Below are 22,108 nucleotides of genomic sequence, written 5' to 3' on the forward strand. Positions count from 1 at the left end.
TGTTCTGAACGACAGGTATCGGATAAAACGAAAGTTTTATCTCCGTGTGGAGCGGTAGTTCAGTTGGTTAGAATACCGGCCTGTCACGCCGGGGGTCGCGGGTTCGAGTCCCGTCCGCTCCGCCACTCATATTAAGCCCTAGTCGAAAGACTGGGGCTTTTTTACATTTGGAATAAATGAGTTAAATGTATTTGAATGAGTTGGTAGTTCAGTTGGTTAGCCTCTTTATTGGAAAGCTTAGCGACCTGTCTGTCACGCCGGGGGGCGCGGGTTCGAGTCCTATCCACTCCGCCACTTATATTAAGCCCTAGTCGAAAGACTGGTTTTTTTTCGTTTGTAAGAAATGAATATGATAGTGGGGGAGTTCGCTTGGTTAAGATTTTAAATAGAGAAGCTTAGCAGCCTGTTGCGTCGAGATGCGCTGTTAGGAGTGGCAAGTCCACTATTTTTGAATAAAAAAGCCCTGCTATTGCTAGCAGGGCTTAGAAAATTCTAATTGTAACTTTAGATTAGATAACAACTTTACCGTCTTTCACTGCTAGCGTATCACCTGTTGGTTTATGCTCCATTCGGATAGTATCTTTGTCATCACCTAGTTTATATGTTACATCATAACCAATGGTTTGCTCAGTTTTACTATTTTCTGTGTGACAACGCTTTTCCATTGTTGTTGTGGTATGACCTTCTTGGTATTTACCTTGAGCCATATTACCAGCAACACCACCGGCTACAGCACCAGCTACTGTTGCGACTTTCTTACCATTACCACCACCAACTTGGTGTCCAAGTACACCGCCAGCAACAGCACCAGCAATGGTACCTAATACTTTATTTTCGTCTTTAGGAGCGACTTTATGAGTCACAGCAACTTGCTCACAGACTTGGTGTGGTGTGGTTACTGTTTTAGTGACGGCTTCTACTGATAAAATCGTTGCTTCTGTTGGTTCGCTAGCGTGAGATTTTTCATTACACCCTGTTAACGATAAGCTTGAAATAGCAACCAGTGCACTTAGACCCATAATCATATTTTTTTTCATCATATCTCTCCTTAATTTTCTAAAGACTATTCTCCTGATTAGTTCCTGTTTAATGACAGAGCGTTGTAATTTAAATGTAAGCTGATAGTAAAATATTGAATGTATTTAATGTTGTTGATTCACTATATGGATGAAAGGTGGGTGGGGGGGAAGACTGGTTTTATTTTTTAATAAAGGGTGAAAATAAGAAACTTAAATTGATTAACTAAATATAAATCACTTTAAATTGAGGAATAAAATAACTCGGTTAATTATTATCATCACTGAGTGGGCTTGTTGGAATGAATAATTCAACAGAAATCCCTTTAGCCGATCAAGTCAAAGGTGTTATTAAAGAGAATTGGAACATCCTATTTCTAGCTATATTAATAGTTAGCATCGGTCAGCTTAGTTTAGGCTTAGTCTTTCCTTTGTTACCTTGGATCCATCTTGATTTTAAAATTAATCAAAATCTTGCTGAAGGACTGATTGTTAGTTATTTGATCGGATATGGTCCATCACAATTATTTTATGGACCGTTATCTTATGTTTATGGACGTCGGCATGTATTATTAATCGGGTTATTGATCTCTATTCTTGGATTAGGAATTATCTTAACTTTTCACCATTACTTTTATATTTTGATCATAGGACGTTTTATTCAAGGTGTTGGCGGAGGGTGTGAATCAGTTATTGCACGTTCTATGCTACATGATAGCTATAAAAATAAATTCTTTTTATCAGCGATGACAGGGCTATCAATTATTTCAGCATTTACGCCAATATTCTCGCCGATTATGGGAGGATTAGTGAATCATCATTTTGGTTGGTTTGCGGTTTTTATTTGCTTGTTTATCTATACCGTTTTAGGTTTTTTAATTTTATTTTTCTATTTGCCTGAAACATTAACTACGCCTCGTGTCTCGATCTCATTTATTCCTATATTTCAATACTATGTAACTTTGTTAAAAGATCGATACTTTCTTTCTTATGCCATGATCGGTTGGGTTAATTGGGCGCTTGTTATATTTTCCGGTTCATTAGCTCCATTTATTTTAGAATCACAATTACATATCTCTTCAGCAAACTATGCCTATTGGTCAATTATTCCTGCGGTAGCGTTTTTATTTGCAAGTACATTATGCTTTATATTGAGGAAGTCTTACGGTACGCACCATATTGTATTTATTGCTCCTGTTATTCAATTGAGTGTGGTGATGATCTTTTTATCACAACCAATGTCACTATTGACGTTAACAATCGGCTTTATTGGTGTTGCTATTGCTCAAGCGCTGATTTACCCCTGTTCTCAATCCTTACTATTGGTACCTTACAGTAATCAATTAGGGACAGTAAGTGCGCTTTCTGGCGGTGGGCAAATGTTATTCTCAGCTATTTTTATTTTTATCGCATGGCAGTTTAATCTTGATAATTTTTACTCACTGACAGCTATTATATTTATTACATCCGTCATTGGACTGCTATTTGCCTTGCTTGGCAAGCGATGTACGGCAAGTGCATCACTAGAAAACGAATTATTTAAGTAATAAAAAATCGGGAAATGTTTTTTTCTTTATTACAATGTACATTCGTAAAACAATAATAAAGATAATACTGCTTAAGGTCGCAATATCTGGGTTAATGTGGTGCTCAGTTTGGAGAATATATAAGTAACAGCCAATAATAACTGGGCTGGCATAAAATTCCGTATTGTTAAACATGGTAGGGCGGTTGGTGAGAATATCACGCAATACGCCACCAAAGACGGCTGTTATCATTCCCATGGTGATCGCAACGTATGGCGCGTAGTGTTGTGCGGTAAGGGATTTAGTAACCAGCACGGAGAACATTGAAATACCAATCGCATCCAGAGTCACAATGAGACGTTCGACTTTTTCTTGTCGTAAATGTGGTGCAAGAAAAAAACCAATGAAAGAGCTAAGTAATGCCGTCCAAAAATAGGATGGCTCTCTTATCCAAAATACCTGATTTGTGGATAGTATAATATCCCTAACGGTTCCGCCTCCGAGCGCTGTTACCCACCCAATCACCATGATACTAACGATGTCTTTACCTTTATTGGATTCACTGATCACGGCACTTAATGCGAAGGCAATAATACAAATAATTTCAATGGAATGAATGAACATGATAGACCTATACGATTACCAAGCAATGAAAGTCGGTTGGAATCGTAGCATGAGGGTAAGGTATTGAAATGGGGTAATAATGAGCTTAGTGTTTTCAAAAATAAAAGGCCGGTATAAACCGGCCTTGAAGTATTTATCGTGTTCGATTATCGACCACTGTGATCAAATGTTTTTACATCTTCAGCAGTGCATTTAGCTTGTGCATGTGTATTTAGAAAATCAATTGAACGTTTAAAGTCAGCAATCAATAGATTAGCTAAATCAATCGTTAGACCTTGTTTAACTAAGATACGTTGTACCACAAGATCTTGCGCGTTTGCAGGTAAACTATAAGCAGGCACTAACCAGCCACGAGTGCGTAGACGATCCGCTAAGTCATATAAGCTAAATGACACATCAGCATCATTTTTTAAGCGCCATGAAATTGCTGGAATACCTTTTTCACGGTTACCGTCAAATAAGAATTCAAACAGATTAAATTTGTTTAACTCTTTAACGAGGTATTCGCATACATCGTAACTTGCATCATGAATACGTTTGTAGCCTTCATAACCTAAACGTAGGAAGTTGTAGTATTGCGCAATGATTTGTCCTGCTGGGCGAGAGAAATTCAAGGCGAAAGTCGGCATGTCACCACCTAAGTAGTTAACATGGAATACTAAGCCTTCAGGTAAATCTTCTTTACTACGCCATACAACCCAACCACAGCCTAAAGGCGCTAGACCGAATTTATGGCCTGAAGTACTGATTGATTTAACACGCTCTAAACGGAAGTCCCAAGGATCAATTTCTGGTGCACAAAATGGTGCTAGCATTGCGCCGCTTGCACCGTCAACGTGGATATCGATAGAGTTACCAGTATCATGTTCGTAAGTATCTAGTGCATCAGATAACGGTTTTACTGTTTCGTATAAACCAGTGAAAGTTTGACCGAAAGTCGGTACTACCATGATAGTGTTTGCATCGACAAGCTCTAACATGTCTTCTGGCGTCATACAGTAATGACCATCAGCCATTTTTGTTTCACGCATTTCAATGTCCCAGTAGCGGGCAAATTTTTCCCAACAAACTTGGACTGGACCACAAACCATGTTTGGTTTATCGGTTGGTTGACCAAGAGCACGACGCTTTTCACGCCAGCGCCATAGGGCAGCTAAACCACCTAACATACATGCTTCACTGGAGCCTGTAGTTGAAGTACCAACGGTAGTTACTGATTCTGGTGAATTCCATAAATCCGCTAAAATATGAACACAGCGACCTTCTATTTCAGCAGACTGAGGGTATTCATCTTTATCAATCATGTTCTTATCAATGGATAGATCCATTAATTTATGCACTTCATCTTCTTCCCATGTTTGGCAGAAGGTGGCAAGGTTTTGACGTGCATTACCATCAAGGTAAAGTTCGTCACGGATCATTTGATAGATCACGTTAGGTGCTTGTTCTTGCTGTGGTAGCTTGGTAGTTGCCGCAACGTTATGAATAGTATCTGAACCATAAATTGGATCATTACCAGTTTTACGTGTTACTTCATGAAGAGCCATAATTTTCTTCCTACCTTAGTGTTGCTTACTGTTAAACAAGTTCCAGCCCATAGTTTGAGCGACATGTTTGATCATTAATTGTCCGCGTACGCTATTACCAAATTGGTCGATACGAGGTGAGAATGCAGCGATTGCACCTACGTTTGGAATAATGGTAACTAAACCACCACCAACACCACTTTTTCCTGGTAAACCAACATCATAAGCCCAGTCGCCCGATGTGTCGTAAAGCCCTTCCATCATCATTTCAGCTAAGATATGAGAGGCATTTTCAGGGCTAAGAAGCTGTTGTCCTGAAATTGGATTTTTACCGCCATTAGCATAAGTGGCACCTACCGTTGCCAATTCAACAGTATTGAATAGCGTCGAACACTGACGAGTGTAAACATCACACGCTTCAAGTGGATCAGAGTAGATACGGTTTGATGATTCTAGTAACAAAGCAATTGCACGGTTATGGGCGTTGGTTGTTTGCTCTGACTGATTCACATCCTCTGAAAGCTCAATGTTCGCTCCAGCTAGCGCTGATTGAAACGCGAGAATTTTCTGCCAGCGTTGTTCTTTATCATCAGCTTCAATTAGGCTTACCGTTGCCATTGCACCTGCATTTACAAGCGGTGTTAGTGGTTTACCGTTATGGAGTTCAAGCGCCATCACTGAATTAAACGGTAAGCCCGTTGGTTCAGCACCGACTTTACTGTGAATGGCATCTGCACCTGATTGTTCTAGTGCTAACCCTAATGTCATGATCTTTGAGATAGATTCAATGGCATATTTGTAGTCAACATCTTGGATTTTAATGACTTCGCCTGTGACAGAGACGAAAGCCAATCCACATAAATCAGATGGAACCGATGCTAGGAATGGGATGTAAGAAGCATTAGCGCCATCTTTGTTGCCTTTATGCAAATTAAACGCTTGTTGCATAACGGCAGCGACATCTTTTTTACAACACGACATATTCATTTCCTTACTGATTCAATGTGTGAGTAACTTTGTCTGATGGGTTAATTACACCTGGATGAACGTTTTCAATTTCCCAAGTGAATGGCGCAAAGTCTGTAACCGCTGGATCTTTCCAGTGAGGTTTGCGGGCTTTGTAGATAAATAGCGGAACAGATACAAAGATGATGGTTAGCACAACTAAGATACCTACGTATTCTTGAGGGCTACCGACAGAGATCTGACCGGGTGGAATGAATGAGAAGATGAAGGCAGTTAAAGAGCCAACAAAACCTACGCCACCAATAAACCACATACCACCATTACCACCAGGGATTTTGAATGCACGTGGGCGGTTTGGTTGGCTATAACGTAAGTGAATGGCAGCAGCAAACATCAATAGGTACATCACAAGATATAAGATCACTGTAAGCTGACTTAAGATCTGATAAGCCGCTTGTACAGAAGGAAGTACCACAAATACGACTGAGAGAGCGGTAACAAGTAGACCTTGCATCAACATGATATGTGATGCCATGCCGTGTTTGTTTGTGTATTGCCAAAAACGAGGCAAATAACCGCCTTTTGCCACAACAAGTAGTGCTGAAGAAGGACCAGCAACCCAACCAACAACACCCGCTAGTACGCCAAGAGCTAAACATGCAGCCATGACAGGCGCAGCCCAGCTAATACCAGCCCAAGCAAACATGTCATCGTAAGTAACCAGTAAGCTTTGAGTTAAGCTAATGTCTTTTTGAGGGATAACAAACGCAATAGCTAATGTACCGAGTACGAATACACATACCGTACCAAGTGCAGCGATACCGATAGCGATAGGGTAGTTACGTGGCGCATCATCAACTTCTTTAACGTGAATAGCGTTCATTTCCATACCGGCATAGAACAAGAAGATACTGGCAGCAAGAACAACATTATTAAAGTTAGAGAAGTCAGGAATGAGTTTATCCCAGCCTAATTGGATTTGTGGTGTATTACCGGCGAAGAAATAAGAAAAGCCTAATACAATTAATACGATACCAGGAATAACAGTACCAATTAAACCGCCCCACTTAGCGACTTTAGAGAAAGCTTCAGTACCACGTAGAGCAATGAAAGTGGCTATCCAATAAATAGCTAGCACAATGGCAAGTACGAAGAATTTGTTTTCTGATAGGGCTTGGTCAAAAGTATGGTTAGGTCCCATAAAGGCAAGGGAAACAGAACCGAATGTTAGTGCTGTTGGGAACCAAACGGTCACCTCAATCCACAACATAAAAATAGCAACAAGCGCAAGTTTTGGACCAAATGCTTCACCTACCCAGCGGAAGATACCGCCTTTTTCCGACCAACCTGTTGCGAGCTCTGCTGCAACCAGTGATACAGGAATAAGAAAAACAATAGCAGCAAAAATATAATAAAAGATCGAACTTAAACCATATTCTGCTTCGGCAGGAAGACCACGCAAACTCACCACGGCAACAATGTTTAACATTGCCAAGGCGAATACGCCGATCCTCCCTTTATTTATTTTGTCTGTACTAGCCATATCAACCTACTTTAAAAATTTATATATTGAACATACGTGGGTTAGGTGTCCTTGTAGGCGTATAACATTCTAAGAAATATTATATGGAGACAGGTGTTACCTAATGGTGAGAAAAGTAGCATCAAGTATTTGCATTTAATATTCCTAAAAAACATACTTTAAGTTGCAAATATTCATGTTGTTTTAATGAATAAAAAGAGTAGATATGGAGATTTTTTATACTTATCTGAATTAAATGAGCGGTTATTAGAAATGAAGTAAATAAATTTACTTGATAGCATTAAACGGTCTATGAGATTCTAAGTTTAAGGACTTAATGGATGGATAATATAGTGAAATTCTTTTTTCAACGCAGTGAAACGGACTCGGAAATACGCATAGAATTGAAGACAGCTCCTTTTTATTTGCTATTAGCAATGATTGCAGGCTGGTTAGCTATTAGTTTTATTTTGAAATCTAATGAGGCTGGTTCAATCTTTTTACCAGTACTTATAGGTTTTATCATGCTGCGATTTTTTGCCTTAATTAAAGCGCAGAAAGAAGTACTCGCGGCGATGAAAGATCGTCGATTAACGACTCAAGGTAGTAAGTTTTCTTTTAATAATCCGTTTATTTATATTATTAAAAAGAAAGTAGATGACACTAAACTAGAAAAATAAGTATTAACCTTTTATAAAAAAGCGGCTCACTAAAATAGTGAGCCGCTTTTTGTTATCGATTATTTATCGGCTATATAATTAGTTATTACTGTGTAATTCGCTGTTTAGCTCAATCGCAGTTTTGTTGGTTAAACATTCGATTTGACCTGTCATAGAGTTACGACGGAACAGTAGATCAGGTTTGCCAGCAAGATCGCGCGCTTTAACCACTTCTACAGGTTTACCGTTAGCATCAAGCATTTGTACTTTAGAGCCAGCCGTTACGTATAGACCTGATTCAATAGTACAACGATCGCCCATTGGGAAACCAAGACCCGCGTTGGCACCTAGTAGGCTGTTTTCACCGATAGAAACGACTACTTTACCACCGCCAGAAAGGGTACCCATGATAGATGCACCACCACCGATATCAGAGCCATCACCCACAACAACACCTGCAGAGATACGGCCTTCAACCATGCTCACACCAGTTGTACCCGCGTTGAAGTTGATGAAACCTTCGTGCATAACAGTTGTGCCTTCACCCACGTGTGCGCCAAGACGAACGCGAGAAGTATCTGCAATACGTACACCTGTTGGTACCACGTAGTCCACCATTTTAGGGAACTTATCAACACAATCGACAGTGATCGTTTCACCGTTTAAACGGGCTTCCATTTGACGATCAGCAAGCTCTGGAAGATCAATTGGACCTTTGTTTGTCCAAGCGATGTTGTGCAGTAAGCCGAAAATACCGTCAAGTACTACGCCATGAGGTTTAACTAAGCGGTGCGAGATAAGTTGTAGCTTTAAGAAACCTTCAGCAACAGATGATGGAGCGAGATCTGTTTTTAGCATTACCATCACAAGCGGCTGAGAAGACAGTGTTGCTTTTGCTGCAAACTGTGCACTTACTTCATCGTCAGCATCTTCAAATGCAGAAGCAATAGCTGCACATTGTTCTGGTGTTACTTCAATCGCTTGGTTGCCGCCACGGTAGCCAACAATCGTCGCAATATCTTTTACTAATTGTTCTGATGGATGAAGCGTTGGGGTTGGGAAAAACGCTTCAATAATTTTTCCATCACGGTTTTTAGTGGCCGTACCTAGGGCAAGTGAAAAGCTAGACATGGTTACCTGTTCTCCATTACAAAAAATGTGATGTTAAAGACACCTTACATTGAGGTGGAACATCAAGATAAGCCCGAGAGATCATTTGCAACGAGCAGATAACTCCCGATTAATAAAACCATAATAAAGACACTTGGTAAGATATAGAAGAGCCGAAAGAAAAATCAGAGCAAAATGATGTTTTTTTTACGAATATGTTGGCTTAAAAGGAGGGAATAGCCCTTAAAGATGGGACAAATTACTGGCTGATATTTGCTCTTTAATGGAGTTTTTATTGCTGAGTTATAAAAAAACCTCCAGTAAGGAGGCTTTCAACAGCGAACGGGATAATTTTAAAAATTATGCTGCGTCTTCTTGCTCTGGGCTATCAGCAACGACTTCAGGTTTTGCTACCTTCTTTTTTGCTGCTGGTTTTGCTTTTTTCGCGCCTAACGCAATTAATACTTCTTCACGCTTTTGCGCTAAGAACATAGATAGTTCTTCTTGCTTGGCTTCATCTTCGAAAAGCTCACTTTCGCTAAGTAAAGTAAACATCTCGTCAGCCATATCTAGCATTTTGTCGTATGCGTCGGCTTCGGATTTAGAGGTGAAAGTCATCTTTTCTTCTCCGTTGCGCTCAACTACATATTTGACGATAACAGCCATGGTCATCCTCTCCCGAAATTGATTTACTGGCTGTTTATACAGTAGCATACTAGCTTCGTCCAGTGCTAAGCGTGTTAATGTGATGACTAGAGAAAAATTTGACCAAATTTACATCAGAGCAGCAGAAAGAAAAGGGGGCGATATCGCATTGGAACAGCGATTATCACTGCCACTTAGTTGCAATGAATTAAAAGCGATCACAGATGATCGGTGGCTTGCGTGTTTAACCCAAAAAATCTTTCAGTGTGGTATTCGCTGGCAGGTAGTACGAAATAAATGGGCAGGTTTTGAAGAGGTGTTTTTTGGTTTTAATATCGAAAAAATGGGCTTAATGCCTGAGGAAATGTGGGAGCGTAAAGCGCAAAACCCCGAAATTATTCGTGATTTAAAGAAGGTAATGACGATCCCTGAAAACGCTAATATGATCCATCGTGCAGCAGTCGAGCATGGTTCATTCGCCAATATGGTTGCCGAATGGCCAGAGCAAGATATTGTAGGCTTGTGGCTTTATTTAAAGAAACATGGCAAACGTCTAGGAGGCAAAACAGGTGCTTATAGTTTACGTGCGATGGGCAAAGACAGTTTCTTGTTTACCAAAGATGTGGAAAGTTATTTGCGCCATACGGGGATAGTAGATGGTGGGCGGGACACATTAAAATCATGGCGAAATGCACAACATGCGTTTAACGATTGGCAACAAGAATCAGGCCGATCCCATACTGAGATCAGCCAAATCATTGCTTACAGTGTGGGTGATAATCGTGTTTAGCAAGCTTGTTTAAGGCGTGTATGACAATTAATCAAAGGTCCATTGCTGACTAAATTGAATAAAGGATTCTAGCAATGGGCTTTGGTACTTTTCTTTATGGAAAATCAGCCAGTATTGTCGGCGCATATCTAATGGCATGGGTAATAAGACAATCCGCTCTTCTTCTACTGCATGTAACGCTGCGCGTTGTGAAATACAGGTAATGCCAAGTCCTGCTGCAACACTATTGATGATCGCTTCTGTGGTGTTTAGTTCAAAAGCTGGCGTCCAGTGCTCTAAGCGTGGCGCTAAACGATTTAAGAAAAACTCGCGTGTTCCTGAGCCTGATTCACGCAGAACCCATTCGGAATCTTCTAGATCAGATAAACGTAATTCTTCAATTTTTGTCAATGGGTGATCAGGATGGCAAGCCACCACCATATTATCTTCGAGCCATGGCTGCACAATAAGATCTGAGTGCTGGACCTTACCTTCCACAAAGCCTACATCTAATTCAAATTCACTGAGTTTTTGACATACTTGTGCGGTGTTAGAAATAAACAGTTTTTGGTGACGATGTTGGGTTGCTGAGCGGAAATCTCGAATTAAAAAAGGTGTTAGCTGATTGCCGACAGTATCACTTGAACCGATTTTCAGCTCGCCAGCAATAACATCGTCTTGATCAAATAGTTTTTCGATAGTGTTAGAACGCGCTAATAATTCGTCAGCTAATGGTAGTAGTTTTTTACCTTGCTCGTTGATCAGTAGGCGGTTGTTGTTGCGATCAAACAGTTTATGATCAAGCTGCTTTTCTAGCTCAGACAACGCCATGCTCACTGCTGGCTTGGATAGAAATAACTTCTCGGCGGCTGCGGTAATGGTACGCTCTTGGGCTACGGTTACGAAAACTTTCAATTGTTTTAGCGCTATATTCATAACTATCCTTTGTTGAAAACTCATTGTGCAAGGTCGTTATTTATCATCAACGACGGTAAAATCTCGCCTCTAAAATTTTTGTTAAGTTTAACTTAACGTATGTTTAAATATATTCAGATATTATAAAACAATCAAGCTGGATATACTTAATTACATCAAAAAGACACAGACAATTCGCTAAGAGCTATCAGGTAAAGGCGGAGAGAGAACATGATTAAGACGACGAAAAGAAAAGTAGCTGGTGCACCAACACCAATGGCAGGTTTAGCACTGGGTATTGGTAGTATTTTATGGAGCTGGGAAAATGGTGCGACACTTCATGGTTATGCACAAATCACAGGTGCAGTTATTGCGGCACTGATGCTACTCATTCTAATTGCAAAATTTTTATGGCATCCAAAACTATTGTGGAATGATTTATCTCACCATGTAGTGGGTAGTGTTGTTCCTACCTTTGCGATGGCATTAATGGTGGTATCAAAAGCGATTGGATTATACCTATCAGCGCAAGCAGGTGCTTATCTTTGGTTATTTGCCGTTGCGTTACACGTTATTTTCTTAGCATTATTCTTATACCATCGTGCATGTGATTTCCATCTTCACCACATGGTACCTAGTTGGTTCGTACCGCCAATCGGTATTATTGTTGCTGATGTGTCGTTCCCTGGTATTGCAGAGTTACACCCATTAGCAAACGTATTGTTAATCTTTGGTATGTTGTCATACGCAGTCATGCTTCCAATGATGATTTACCGCTTTATGTTCCGTGATGAAGTGCCAGATGCTGCAAAACCAACTATTGCGATTATGGCAGCACCAGCAAGTCTATCATTAGCGGGTTACTTAACAGTGACTGCGACCCCATCACCAGTAGTGGTTGCATTACTAGCAGGTATTGCAGTGTTGATGACAGCGGTAATTTACCTCGCTTTCTTCCGCTTATTACGCTTAGAGTTCAGCCCAGGTTACGCAGCCTTTACGTTCCCAATGGCTATTGGTGCAACAGCACTATTTAAAACAGCGGCATGGATGAAAAACTACGGCTTTGATGCTCAATATGTGGCGCAAGTACACGGTTTAGCAACTCTTGAGCTTTATGTCGGAAGTATTATTATTGGCTATGTAGCAATTCGTTATTTAGCATTTTATCGTCCATTCGGACTTTTTAAGAATAACAGTGAACACTGTCCACAAAATGTTTGATAGCGATGGTAATACAGGCAGATGAGTTAAGGTTATTTGCCTGTACGATCACTGATGTTTTGTGTGTTGCCCGATCTAAAGATCGGGCTTTTTTGTTTTAGGCCTAAGACGATATTGTTAATATTTCTGCCTGTATGTATTTACAGTGTTCAATTCATGATAGACAATTTAGTTATTCATCACCTGCTGTGAGATACCTTAGTGTTTACCGTCTACCATTCAAATCAACTCGACTTGCTTAAATCTTTGCTGGTGGAGCTTATTAAGCTACAGCCATTAGCCAATCCATTTGAAAAAGAACAGATTCTGGTACAAAGCCCAGGGATGTCGCAATGGTTAAAAATGGAACTAGCAAAGTCATTGGGTGTGGCTGCTAATATAGATTTTCCACTGCCTGCGACCTTTATTTGGAAGATGTTTACGCAGGTCCTCGCTGATGTACCAGAGCGCAGTGCATTTAACAAAGAAGCGATGACGTGGAAGTTAATGCAAGTGCTACCTGCACAGTTTGAGCAACCGGAGTTTGAAGCACTACAGCGTTATTTAGACGGTGATGACGACAATTTAAAGTGCTATCAGTTAGCTGAAAAAATTGCCGATATTTTTGACCAATATTTAGTGTATCGCCCTGAGTGGATCCAACAATGGGAAGCGGGGGAAACGGTCGCTGAATTGGAAGATGAACATCCTTGGCAGCCTATTTTATGGCAAGCACTGTACGATCAAACCTTGGCACTTGGACAATCGCCTTATCATCGTGCCAACTTGTATGAACACTTTATTGAAACGCTACAAAACTACAACGCATCACAAGGTAAAGAAGCATTAATTGCAGCAGGTTTACCGCAGCGTTTGTTTGTGTTTGGTATCTCATCATTACCTCCTCGTTATCTAGATGCACTTGCTGCTATTGGTGAGCATATTGATGTGCATTTAATGTTTACTAACCCTTGTCGTTATTACTGGGGAGATATTCGCGATCGTAAACACCTTGCGCGACTAGCTGCTAGTAAGCGGGTCAAACTTCATAATATTGAAGCGCAACAAGATATTGATGCCACGATTGAAGTACTAAAAGACAACGATGAAAGTCACTATGATGATGAAATGCAAAACGGCATGGTGGGCAATAACTTATTAGCCTCTATGGGGAAGCTTGGTCGCGATAACATGTATTTGTTATCAGAGATGCAAGTTAACGAAGTGGATGCCGGTTTCGTTGATATTGAATCAGATACCTTATTACATGCCATTCAAGCTGACATCTTAAACTTGGTTGATCGCCAAGATGATACCCAATTAGATTCCAGTGAGCATAAATTTCCGATTGTCTCTGATGATCAATCGCTCTCTATTCATGCTTGTCATAGCCCAATGCGTGAGGTTGAAGTGCTTCACGACAAGCTGTTAGCGATGTTTGAGGCAAACCCTAATCTGAAACCACGCGATGTGATCGTGATGGTGGCAGACATCAATGCCTACAGTCCCGCTATCCAAGCGGTATTTGGTAATGCACCGGGTAACCGCTATATCCCATTTTCGATTTCTGACCGAACCGCAGAGCAAGAAAACCCGATTTTGTTGGCGTTTTTACGCCTGTTAACTTTGCCTGATAGCCGCTGTCATGCTTCAGAACTGTTAGAACTATTAGAAGTGCCAGCGGTGATGAATAAGTTTGGTTTTGATAGCCAAAGCTTTGAGAAAGTAAAGCAGTGGATCGAAGAAGCGGGAGTTCGCTGGGGTTTAGATCAGCATACATCTAGCCAATTTAATCTTCCTCAGCAGATGCAAAATACTTGGCTATTTGGTATTCAGCGCATGCTGTTAGGTTATGCTATGCCCCATAATACTGGTTTGTTTGAAGGTATTTCTGCTTACGATCAAGTACAGGGTATTGATGCGGAGTTAGCTGGGCAGTTAGCTGGCTTTATTGATTGCTTAATTAGTTATCGTGAAGTGTTAGCACAGCCACATTTGGTGACAGAGTGGGCGGATACACTTAGCCAAATGCTGGATGATTTTTTCGCCGTGGAATTGGAAGGCGAACTGGTTCTTAAATCTATTCGCGATAACCTACACCGCTTGCACGAACAACTCGATGATGCAGGTTATCAAGGTGAGATCACACCAGCAGTGCTAACTCAATACTTGCGCGATAAGTTATCGGGTGAGCGAGTAAGCCAACGCTTCCTTGCTGGACAAGTGAATTTTTGTACCTTAATGCCAATGCGCTCGATCCCCTTTGATGTGGTGTGCTTGCTTGGCATGAATGATGGTGCTTACCCTCGAAATATTGCTCCTGAAGGGTTTGATTTAATGAATGGTCGCACTAAAGCGGGCGATCGTTCTCGTCGTGATGATGACCGTTATCTTTTCCTTGAAGCATTATTATCAGCGCAAGAAACCTTATATATCAGCTACGTGGGTCGCTCAATTCAAGACAACGCAGAAAAAATTGCTTCTGTTCTAGTCAGTGAGCTGGTGGAATATTGTCAGCAAGGTTATTGCTTAGAGGGAGATGAATCTCTTCCTGTCGATCAATCAGCAGAAAACATTAAACAAAAACTGATTGAGCATCATCCCTTAGTGCCATTTAGTCCGAGTGCATTTACTGGCGAGAAAGGCAGTTATGCCATTGAGTGGCTACCTGCTGCTGCTCGTGAAGGGCAAGCGAGCCAACCTTTCCAATTAGGTGAACTCCCTCCAGAGCCGATTGCCGATGATCAACAACAAGTATTAGAGCTTGCTGAGTTGCAGCGTTTCTGGCGTTTACCGGTACGCTATTTCTTTAACCGTCGTTTGAAAGTCTACTTTGAGCCGCCAATGGGATTATTGGAAGATGATGAACCGTTTGTGCTGAATCATCTTGAAAGCTATCACGTTAAAGATGAGCTATTAGCATTATTGCTTGATGCTCAAATGACCAATAAAGATCCGGATCAGATCTTCAGTCATTTCGCCCAAGAGCAAAAAGCAGCGGGCAAGTTACCTGTTGCTGCATTTGGCGATATTGATTTAGATGCTAGTCGTCTAGCAGTACGTGAGTTAGTGAACCAGATTGAGCCATTAATTCATGCGCCATTAGATGATCAAGAAGTGACAATAACACTAACGATTAATGGCCATGCCGTATTACTTCAAGGTTGGCTGAAGCAGCGCTATCAATCCGGCTTAATGCGTTTTCGTAGTGGTAAAGTGCGCGCCGTTGATTTACTCGCGGCATGGTGCGATCACTTATGTTTAGCGATTAGCCAGCCAGAATTGAACCAGAAAACACATATTATTGGTACCGATAAGCACCTTGTCATTGATGCGATCGAAGCGAGTAAAGCACAAGGTTATTTACAAGAGCTTATCGAGTTGTATTACCAAGGTTTGAATCAACCTTTAGCGTATTTTCCGAAAACAGCACACGCAGGTATTCAAGCGTGTGTTGATAAGCAAGGTAACTGGAAAGACGATGAGCAAACCATCGAGAAAGCCTACAGCAAAATGGCAGATTGTTTTAACGATGGCTACTTCTTTGCAGGTGAAGGTGCGGATGAATACATCAATCGGGTATGGACACATTGGAATGATGAACTTGCACAGAATAGCTATGTGTTGGCACTGAAAGTACTACAGGCTGCGGTATTAAATAGTGAAGAAGTAAAGCCGGAATAAGGGAGTAGTGTGGCCGCCAGCAAATCATTATTAGTTGTAGGGTGCTTGCTGTACGGCCACCGGTCCAGAGGTGACCAAGTTTCTGGCGCTGATACTAACCAACCGCTGTAATACAAACCGTGAGTAAGTTCTCACAATATTAGAATATAACAAGATTTGATCGCTCAATATTCGCTTATAAGTGTTTGATCACAGTAGTGATGTGAGCAAGATCACCTTGAGCCTCAAGGGATCATTGGAGTGATCGAGTTTTACGATATGGGACAAGTAAAATCATGACGGTACAAACGCAAACCAATATTTTGCAGCCAATGGCCTTTCCATTGCATGGTACACGTTTAATCGAAGCCTCTGCCGGTACGGGCAAAACATTTACTATTGCCAGTTTATACCTGCGTCTATTACTTGGTCACGGTAATGCAGAAACGCGTCATACCGTTGAATTAACCGTTGATCAAATTCTGGTGGTGACTTTTACCGAAGCGGCAACGGCAGAGCTTCGCGATCGTATTCGTGGGCGTATTCATGATGCGCGTTTAGCGTTTAGTCGTGGTGTGAGTGGCGATCCCGTTATAGCCCCGTTACTACAAGAGTATCCCGATCATAAAGCGGCAGCCAATATTTTACTGCAAGCTGAACGTCAGATGGATGAAGCGGCTATTTATACCATCCATGGTTTTTGCCAGCGAATGTTGACTCAAAACGCATTTGAATCAGGCTGTCGTTTCAACAATGAATTTGTCACAGATGAAAGCCAATTGAAGAACCTGGTGGTAGCGGATTACTGGCGTAGTCATTTCTATCAGTTACCACGAGCGCTTGCTTGTCAGATCCGTGATTTATGGTCATCGCCGCATGCGTTATTAAAAGATATTGGCAATAGCTTAACAGGCGCTCCCGTTAAATTGTCTGTAGCGGCTATGACGGCAAGTCTAGAGCAGTTACATCAGCAAAATATCGAACGCATTAATGAATTTAAAGCATTATGGAAACAGCACTTCGCTGATTTAGAAGCGTTAATTGCAAATTCTGATGTGAATAAGCGTAGCTATACCAAAAAGAGCTTACCAACATGGCTCGCTCAAGTGAATGAATGGGCTAATCAACCGACTGAAAATTATGATTTACCGGATAAATTAGAGAAGTTTCACCAACAGGAATTGATCACTAAAACCCCGAAAGGTGAAGCACCACAGCATGCGGTATTTGTCGCGGTTGCTGATTTACTTGATAACCCAGCGACATTACGTGATCCCTTGTTAGCGCACGCGATTGAACATTGTCGTATTTTACTGGCGCAGGCAAAAGCCCATAAAGGGTGGTTATCGTTTGATGATCTCTTAACGCAGTTAGGTGCTGCGATCGATAACGATCAAGATGATCTACTGGCAAGTAAGATCCGCAGCCAATATCCAGTTGCTATGATCGATGAATTCCAAGATACCGATCCCTTGCAATACGGTATTTTCAGTTCTGTGTATAACGATCACCCTGAGTGCGGATTGTTTATGATCGGTGACCCTAAGCAGGCGATTTATGCGTTTCGTGGGGCAGATATTTTTACTTATATTCAAGCCCGTCGTCAGGTTCAAGATCATTACACATTAGGTACCAACTGGCGTTCAACGGCAGATATGATTGCGTCGGTAAATAGCGTATTTGATACCCCTAATAGCCCGTTTATTTATGATCAAGATATTACGTTTGATCCTGTTGGTCATAGTCCGAAAGCACCAGATCGTAGCTGGTGGCTAAACGGTGAACAACAACATGCGCTCACGTTCTGGTTGCAAGATAGCCTCGATGGCAAGCCTATTACCAAAGGCGATTATGAATCGAAGATGGCAACGGCGACAGCGGCACAAATTCAGCATATTTTAGAGCAGTCACAACAAGGACAAGGCTACTTTTTAGATAAAGAAACTCAACACCCAGTGCAAGCGGGTGATATTGCGGTGTTAGTACGTACAGGGCGAGAAGGTAAGTTGGTGCGTGAAGCACTGGCAAAACAAGGTATTGCCAGTGTGTATTTATCTAATCGTGATAGCGTTTTTTCCACTGCAGAAGCGGCTGATGTACAGCGATTATTACAAGCGGTGCTAACTCCTGATGACGATCGCGCATTGCGTGCTGCGTTGGCGTCAGGGTTGTTTTCTTTAACCGCAATAGAGCTCGATACGCTTAATAATGATGAGAATGAGTGGGAAATTGCAGTAAATAGCTTTAAGCAATACCGTCAACAATGGCTCAAGCGTGGTGTGATGCCAATGCTACGAAGCGTGATGGCGAAAAACAATATTGCTGAGCGTTTATTGGTGGAAGAAGGCGGTGAGCGTCGTTTAACTGATTTACTTCACATTGGTGAATTACTGCAAGAAGCGAGTCAAACCTTAGACAGTGATTATGCGCTATTACGTTGGCTGGCTGAAAATGTAGCTGAGCCAAACGGTAATTCTGATGAGCAAATTCTGCGTTTAGAATCCGAACGTAATTTGGTGCAAATTGTTACCATTCACAAATCTAAAGGGTTGGAATACGATTTAGTCTTTATGCCGTTTGTTTGTAGCTATCGCGAAGTCGATAGTAAAGGCGAAGTGAAATATCACGATGAAGACGACAACGTGACGATTTTAGATATTACCAAGCACGCTGATTCTATTTCTAAAGCTGATAAAGAACGCCTCGCAGAAGATCTACGTTTAATTTATGTAGCGTTAACTCGTGCTGTTTATGGCTGTTTTGTGGGTATGGCACCAGTACGTAATGGTCGCAGTAGCAAAGAGCCGACAGGATTACATAAATCAGCAATGGGGTATTTAATTCAAAATGGTGAAGAGTGTGGGGTGGCTGCATTAGAATTAGCACTGGCTAAGTTATCTGAAGCACAACCAACGATCACTATTGCTGAACCACCAGTATTACCTGTCGATAAGTGGGCAGGACAAAGTGAGCAAACTGATGCGTTGAATCGTCGTGAATTTGAGCGTCAAATTGAACGTAATTGGTGGATGACTAGTTATTCAAACTTGGTGAAACAAGGTCATCAAGCACATCATGATAGCAGTTTAGATCTTCCTGGATTTGATATCGATTCTGTGCAGAAAGAAACGCCAGAAAACAATGAAACGGAGGTGGAATTAGAGCCTGAATACTCTATTTACACTTTCCCTCGCGGTGCGCGTCCGGGAACATTTTTACATACGGTGTTTGAAGAAATCGAGTTTACTCGTCCTGTCGATAGCCCAGAAACTGTTGCTAAACTGACGGAGTTATTGCAACTTGAACATTACGAGTTAGCGTGGCTACCTGTATTACAGCAATTAATTAACGATGTTTTGCACTGCCCATTAGATGGCGAACAATTGCGATTGGCAGAAAAAACACCACAACAACGTTTAACGGAAATGGAGTTTTTACTCCCGATTGAAATGTTGCAATCACCGCTACTTAATAAAGTCATTGCTAAGCATGATTCTATTTCCGCTAAAGCTGGAGAGCTCGGCTTTAGTACGGTCAGCGGTATGCTTAAAGGTTTTATTGACTTGGTGTTTGAACATCAGGGTAAATATTACGTATTAGACTGGAAATCGAATTATCTCGGTGATGATCCACAGGTGTACCGTGGTGAGCAGTTGGTTGAAGCGATGCGCGATCACCGCTATGACTTGCAGTATCAAATCTATGCCTTGGCACTGCAACGTTTCTTGCGTAGCCGTATTCCAAACTACGACTATGAGACTCATTTCGGTGGTGTGTATTACTTGTTCCTACGTGGCATTCAAGCGGGTAGTGACAGTGGGATTTTCCATGCGAAACCATCGCAAGCATTGTTAGAAGAACTGGATTTATTAATTGATGGAGCATTACCTCATGCTTAAACGACTTCAAGCGTTAACCAAACAAGGTGTGTTGCGTCAGCTTGATTATCAGTTCGCAAAATTTGTCGCGCATCATAGTCCTGCAGATCAAGCTGATTTAGCCGCACTTGTGGCAGCCCTTGCCAGTAATGAATTAGGTAAAGGACATGTTTGCGTCGTGTTAGATGCACTTTCGCCTCAGCGTTTATTTAGTTTGCCATCACGTGTTGCGATTGAGTTGTTAGAAGGCGTGCCTGAGCCTTCACAATGGGGAGAGCTATTAAGCCATTTTGCGGTGGTATCGACCGTGCAAACAGGTAAGGTGCAAGCGACCCCTTTAGTTATTGAACATGGGCGTTTGTACCTCAGTCGTTATTGGCAATTTGAACAAACTGTTGCCAATAAAATTCTCATGATGGCAAACAATGCAGGATCTGAGGATGTGAGATTTAGCACGACTGATCTCAACGTTATGCATCAAGCATTAGATGATTTATTTCCTGTTACTTACGGTTACTTGTATGAAGCCTTATCAACAGCGACAACAGCTGATGCACACCAGAGCTTAGTGTGTGACATGCTTGATGTAGTGAAACCGGAGCAAGTTGACTGGACGAAAGTCGAGCATATTTTAGTGAATGCGACATCGCAAAAAGATCTGTCTCAATTAGATCGGGTGATCCCACTTGATGCCTGCTTAAATTGGCAGAAAGTAGCAGCAGCAGTGGCATTGACACGTCAGTTTGCAGTGATTTCTGGCGGCCCAGGTACGGGTAAAACAACCACCGTCGCTAAATTACTTGCGGCATTAGTGATGCAAGCGGGTGATGAGCATATACCTAATATTATGCTGGTGGCACCGACAGGTAAGGCGGCGGCACGTTTAACAGAATCAATTAGTTCTGCGGTGAAATCATTGCCCGTTGAGGCATCAGTAAAAGAGCGTATTCCGACTCAGTCAAGTACGCTCCATCGTTTATTAGGGGCAATTCCGGGACGCGTTGAATTTCGCTACCATAAAGATAATCCCTTACACCTTGATGTGTTAGTGGTTGATGAAGCCTCAATGGTTGATTTACCTATGATGGCACGATTGCTCGATGCGATGCCTGTTGGCGCGAAACTGATTTTATTAGGGGATAGAGATCAGTTGGCATCGGTTGAAGCGGGTGCAGTGCTCGGTGATATCTGCTCATTTGCTAATCAAGGTTATAGTGGATCGCAAGGGCAAGTGCTTAGCCAATTGACGGGCTATGATCTTCATAGCACCTCATTAGATTTAAGTTTGGTGGCCGATTGTTTATGCATGCTACAAAAGAGTTACCGTTTCCACGCTCAATCTGGTATTGGTCAGTTAGCGAAAGCAATTAACAGCGGTCGTCCTGCGTTGGTGGAAAAAGTTTGGCAGCAAGGCTTTAAAGATATTCATCATTACTCCTTATCTTCTGACAGTTATCAGTCGATGATTAATCAGGTGACGACTTTCTATTACGATTATTTAGATGCGATTGCCGAACAACGCGATCCTAACTTGGTGCTAGATGCGTTTGCGAATGTGCGTTTGTTATGTGCATTGCGTGAAGGTGATTTTGGTGTTGTAGGGTTAAACTACCGGATAGAAAAAGAGTTAACTCACCGTGGTAAAATTAACCCAGGGGACGATACGTGGTATCAAGGTCGCCCAATTATGATCACCCGAAATGATCACGCAGTAGGTTTATATAACGGTGATATTGGTATCACTATGTTAGAGCCAGAAACGGAAGCCGTCGATGGTGTGCGTCGTTTGAAGGTCTATTTTGAGATGCCTGATGGTACGATCCGTGGATTCTTGCCTAGTCGTATTCCAGAGCATGAAGTGGTGTATGCGATGACGATCCATAAATCACAAGGATCTGAATTTGCTGATACCGTAATGGTGTTGCCGAATGACTTTACACCGATCTTAACTCGAGAGTTGATTTATACTGGTATCACTCGTGCAAAAGCGAGATTGTATCTTTACGCTCAACCAGACGTTATTCGTCGTAGTGTGCAAGTAAGAACTGAGCGAGCAAGTGGTTTATCTGAATTGTTAGTGTAAACC

The 22,108-nt window shown here is 41.7% G+C and carries 15 protein-coding genes and 1 tRNA gene; 8 read left to right on the forward strand and 8 right to left on the reverse strand.

Going from position 1 to position 22,108, the window contains the following annotated elements; all coding sequences use genetic code 11:
• Nucleotides 1-48: 48 nt before the first annotated feature.
• A tRNA-Asp gene (locus CTN01_RS18945) sits at nucleotides 49-125 on the forward strand.
• A gap of 384 nt (nucleotides 126-509) precedes the next feature.
• On the opposite strand, the gene CTN01_RS18950 is transcribed toward CTN01_RS18945, so the two are convergent.
• Nucleotides 510-1,040 carry a glycine zipper 2TM domain-containing protein gene (locus CTN01_RS18950; RefSeq protein ID WP_236688067.1) on the reverse strand — a complete coding sequence of 177 codons (531 nt, stop codon included), beginning with the start codon at nucleotides 1,038-1,040 and terminating at the stop codon, nucleotides 510-512.
• 278 nt (nucleotides 1,041-1,318) lie between these two features.
• Between CTN01_RS18950 and CTN01_RS18955 the strand changes: the two genes are divergently transcribed.
• Nucleotides 1,319-2,563: an MFS transporter gene (locus tag CTN01_RS18955; protein WP_045150320.1), complete on the forward strand. Its 1,245-nt coding sequence runs from the start codon at nucleotides 1,319-1,321 to the stop codon at nucleotides 2,561-2,563.
• Here the strand turns inward: CTN01_RS18955 and CTN01_RS18960 are convergent.
• The 4 genes from CTN01_RS18960 to gadC all read right to left on the reverse strand — a co-directional run bounded on the left by CTN01_RS18960 (nucleotide 2,552) and on the right by gadC (nucleotide 7,201).
• On the reverse strand, nucleotides 2,552-3,166 hold the full coding sequence (locus CTN01_RS18960; protein ID WP_045150321.1) for a trimeric intracellular cation channel family protein: 615 nt from the start codon (nucleotides 3,164-3,166) through the stop codon (nucleotides 2,552-2,554). The two genes, CTN01_RS18955 and CTN01_RS18960, sit on opposite strands and share 12 nt — an antisense overlap.
• 146 nt (nucleotides 3,167-3,312) lie before the next feature.
• Nucleotides 3,313-4,713, reverse strand: a complete 1,401-nt coding sequence (gad, locus tag CTN01_RS18965) for a glutamate decarboxylase (protein WP_045084825.1) — start codon at nucleotides 4,711-4,713, stop codon at nucleotides 3,313-3,315.
• Between the two features lie 15 nt (nucleotides 4,714-4,728).
• Complete coding sequence (gene glsA / locus CTN01_RS18970; RefSeq protein WP_045150322.1) at nucleotides 4,729-5,673, reverse strand: glutaminase A; 945 nt, start codon at nucleotides 5,671-5,673, stop codon at nucleotides 4,729-4,731.
• A gap of 10 nt (nucleotides 5,674-5,683) precedes the next feature.
• A complete protein-coding gene (gadC, locus tag CTN01_RS18975; RefSeq protein WP_080896600.1) occupies nucleotides 5,684-7,201 on the reverse strand; it encodes a glutamine/gamma-aminobutyrate antiporter GadC in 1,518 nt (505 codons plus the stop codon).
• Nucleotides 7,202-7,521: 320 nt separating this feature from the next.
• On the opposite strand from gadC, the gene CTN01_RS18980 reads away from it, so the two are divergent.
• Nucleotides 7,522-7,860 carry a hypothetical protein gene (locus CTN01_RS18980; RefSeq protein ID WP_006647175.1) on the forward strand — a complete coding sequence of 113 codons (339 nt, stop codon included), beginning with the start codon at nucleotides 7,522-7,524 and terminating at the stop codon, nucleotides 7,858-7,860.
• Nucleotides 7,861-7,938: 78 nt separating this feature from the next.
• Here CTN01_RS18980 and dapD read toward each other — a convergent pair whose 3' ends face one another.
• Entirely contained in the window at nucleotides 7,939-8,970 is a 1,032-nt protein-coding gene (gene dapD, locus CTN01_RS18985; RefSeq protein WP_005371559.1) for a 2,3,4,5-tetrahydropyridine-2,6-dicarboxylate N-succinyltransferase, read from the reverse strand.
• Nucleotides 8,971-9,309: 339 nt separating this feature from the next.
• Complete coding sequence (locus CTN01_RS18990) at nucleotides 9,310-9,615, reverse strand: YebG family protein (protein ID WP_005371560.1); 306 nt, start codon at nucleotides 9,613-9,615, stop codon at nucleotides 9,310-9,312.
• Nucleotides 9,616-9,697: 82 nt separating this feature from the next.
• On the opposite strand from CTN01_RS18990, the gene CTN01_RS18995 reads away from it, so the two are divergent.
• Nucleotides 9,698-10,384: a DNA-3-methyladenine glycosylase I gene (locus CTN01_RS18995; protein WP_045150323.1), complete on the forward strand. Its 687-nt coding sequence runs from the start codon at nucleotides 9,698-9,700 to the stop codon at nucleotides 10,382-10,384.
• A gap of 27 nt (nucleotides 10,385-10,411) precedes the next feature.
• On the opposite strand, the gene CTN01_RS19000 is transcribed toward CTN01_RS18995, so the two are convergent.
• Nucleotides 10,412-11,299 (reverse strand): LysR substrate-binding domain-containing protein, encoded by an 888-nt coding sequence (locus tag CTN01_RS19000; protein WP_005371562.1) that lies wholly within the window; start codon nucleotides 11,297-11,299, stop codon nucleotides 10,412-10,414.
• A 210-nt stretch (nucleotides 11,300-11,509) separates the two neighbouring features.
• Here CTN01_RS19000 and CTN01_RS19005 point away from each other — a divergent pair, with 210 nt between their 5' ends.
• From CTN01_RS19005 to recD, 4 genes are all read left to right on the forward strand, one after another.
• A complete protein-coding gene (locus tag CTN01_RS19005) occupies nucleotides 11,510-12,502 on the forward strand; it encodes a TDT family transporter (protein ID WP_045150324.1) in 993 nt (330 codons plus the stop codon).
• Nucleotides 12,503-12,703: 201 nt separating this feature from the next.
• Nucleotides 12,704-16,165, forward strand: coding sequence for an exodeoxyribonuclease V subunit gamma (gene recC / locus CTN01_RS19010; protein ID WP_045150325.1), 3,462 nt, complete (start codon nucleotides 12,704-12,706; stop codon nucleotides 16,163-16,165).
• A gap of 275 nt (nucleotides 16,166-16,440) precedes the next feature.
• Nucleotides 16,441-20,043, forward strand: a complete 3,603-nt coding sequence (recB, locus tag CTN01_RS19015; RefSeq protein WP_045150326.1) for an exodeoxyribonuclease V subunit beta — start codon at nucleotides 16,441-16,443, stop codon at nucleotides 20,041-20,043.
• Nucleotides 20,036-22,105: an exodeoxyribonuclease V subunit alpha gene (recD, locus tag CTN01_RS19020; protein ID WP_107342203.1), complete on the forward strand. Its 2,070-nt coding sequence runs from the start codon at nucleotides 20,036-20,038 to the stop codon at nucleotides 22,103-22,105. Before recB ends, recD begins: the two co-directional genes overlap by 8 nt.
• Nucleotides 22,106-22,108 lie beyond the last annotated feature (3 nt).

It is taken from the genome of Photobacterium angustum (assembly GCF_003026365.1).
Lineage (GTDB): Bacteria > Pseudomonadota > Gammaproteobacteria > Enterobacterales > Vibrionaceae > Photobacterium > Photobacterium angustum.

Excerpts from the sequence above, each read along its gene's own strand:
- CTN01_RS18950 (WP_236688067.1), bottom strand. The coding sequence starts at position 1,040 with ATGATGAAAAAAAATATGATTATGGGTCTAAGTGCACTGGTTGCTATT.
- CTN01_RS18955 (WP_045150320.1), top strand. The coding sequence starts at position 1,319 with ATGAATAATTCAACAGAAATCCCTTTAGCCGATCAAGTCAAAGGTGTT.
- CTN01_RS18960 (WP_045150321.1), bottom strand. The coding sequence starts at position 3,166 with ATGTTCATTCATTCCATTGAAATTATTTGTATTATTGCCTTCGCATTA.
- gad (WP_045084825.1), bottom strand. The coding sequence starts at position 4,713 with ATGGCTCTTCATGAAGTAACACGTAAAACTGGTAATGATCCAATTTAT.
- glsA (WP_045150322.1), bottom strand. The coding sequence starts at position 5,673 with ATGTCGTGTTGTAAAAAAGATGTCGCTGCCGTTATGCAACAAGCGTTT.
- gadC (WP_080896600.1), bottom strand. The coding sequence starts at position 7,201 with ATGGCTAGTACAGACAAAATAAATAAAGGGAGGATCGGCGTATTCGCC.
- CTN01_RS18980 (WP_006647175.1), top strand. The coding sequence starts at position 7,522 with ATGGATAATATAGTGAAATTCTTTTTTCAACGCAGTGAAACGGACTCG.
- dapD (WP_005371559.1), bottom strand. The coding sequence starts at position 8,970 with ATGTCTAGCTTTTCACTTGCCCTAGGTACGGCCACTAAAAACCGTGAT.
- CTN01_RS18990 (WP_005371560.1), bottom strand. The coding sequence starts at position 9,615 with ATGGCTGTTATCGTCAAATATGTAGTTGAGCGCAACGGAGAAGAAAAG.
- CTN01_RS18995 (WP_045150323.1), top strand. The coding sequence starts at position 9,698 with ATGACTAGAGAAAAATTTGACCAAATTTACATCAGAGCAGCAGAAAGA.
- CTN01_RS19000 (WP_005371562.1), bottom strand. The coding sequence starts at position 11,299 with ATGAATATAGCGCTAAAACAATTGAAAGTTTTCGTAACCGTAGCCCAA.
- CTN01_RS19005 (WP_045150324.1), top strand. The coding sequence starts at position 11,510 with ATGATTAAGACGACGAAAAGAAAAGTAGCTGGTGCACCAACACCAATG.
- recB (WP_045150326.1), top strand. The coding sequence starts at position 16,441 with ATGACGGTACAAACGCAAACCAATATTTTGCAGCCAATGGCCTTTCCA.
- recD (WP_107342203.1), top strand. The coding sequence starts at position 20,036 with ATGCTTAAACGACTTCAAGCGTTAACCAAACAAGGTGTGTTGCGTCAG.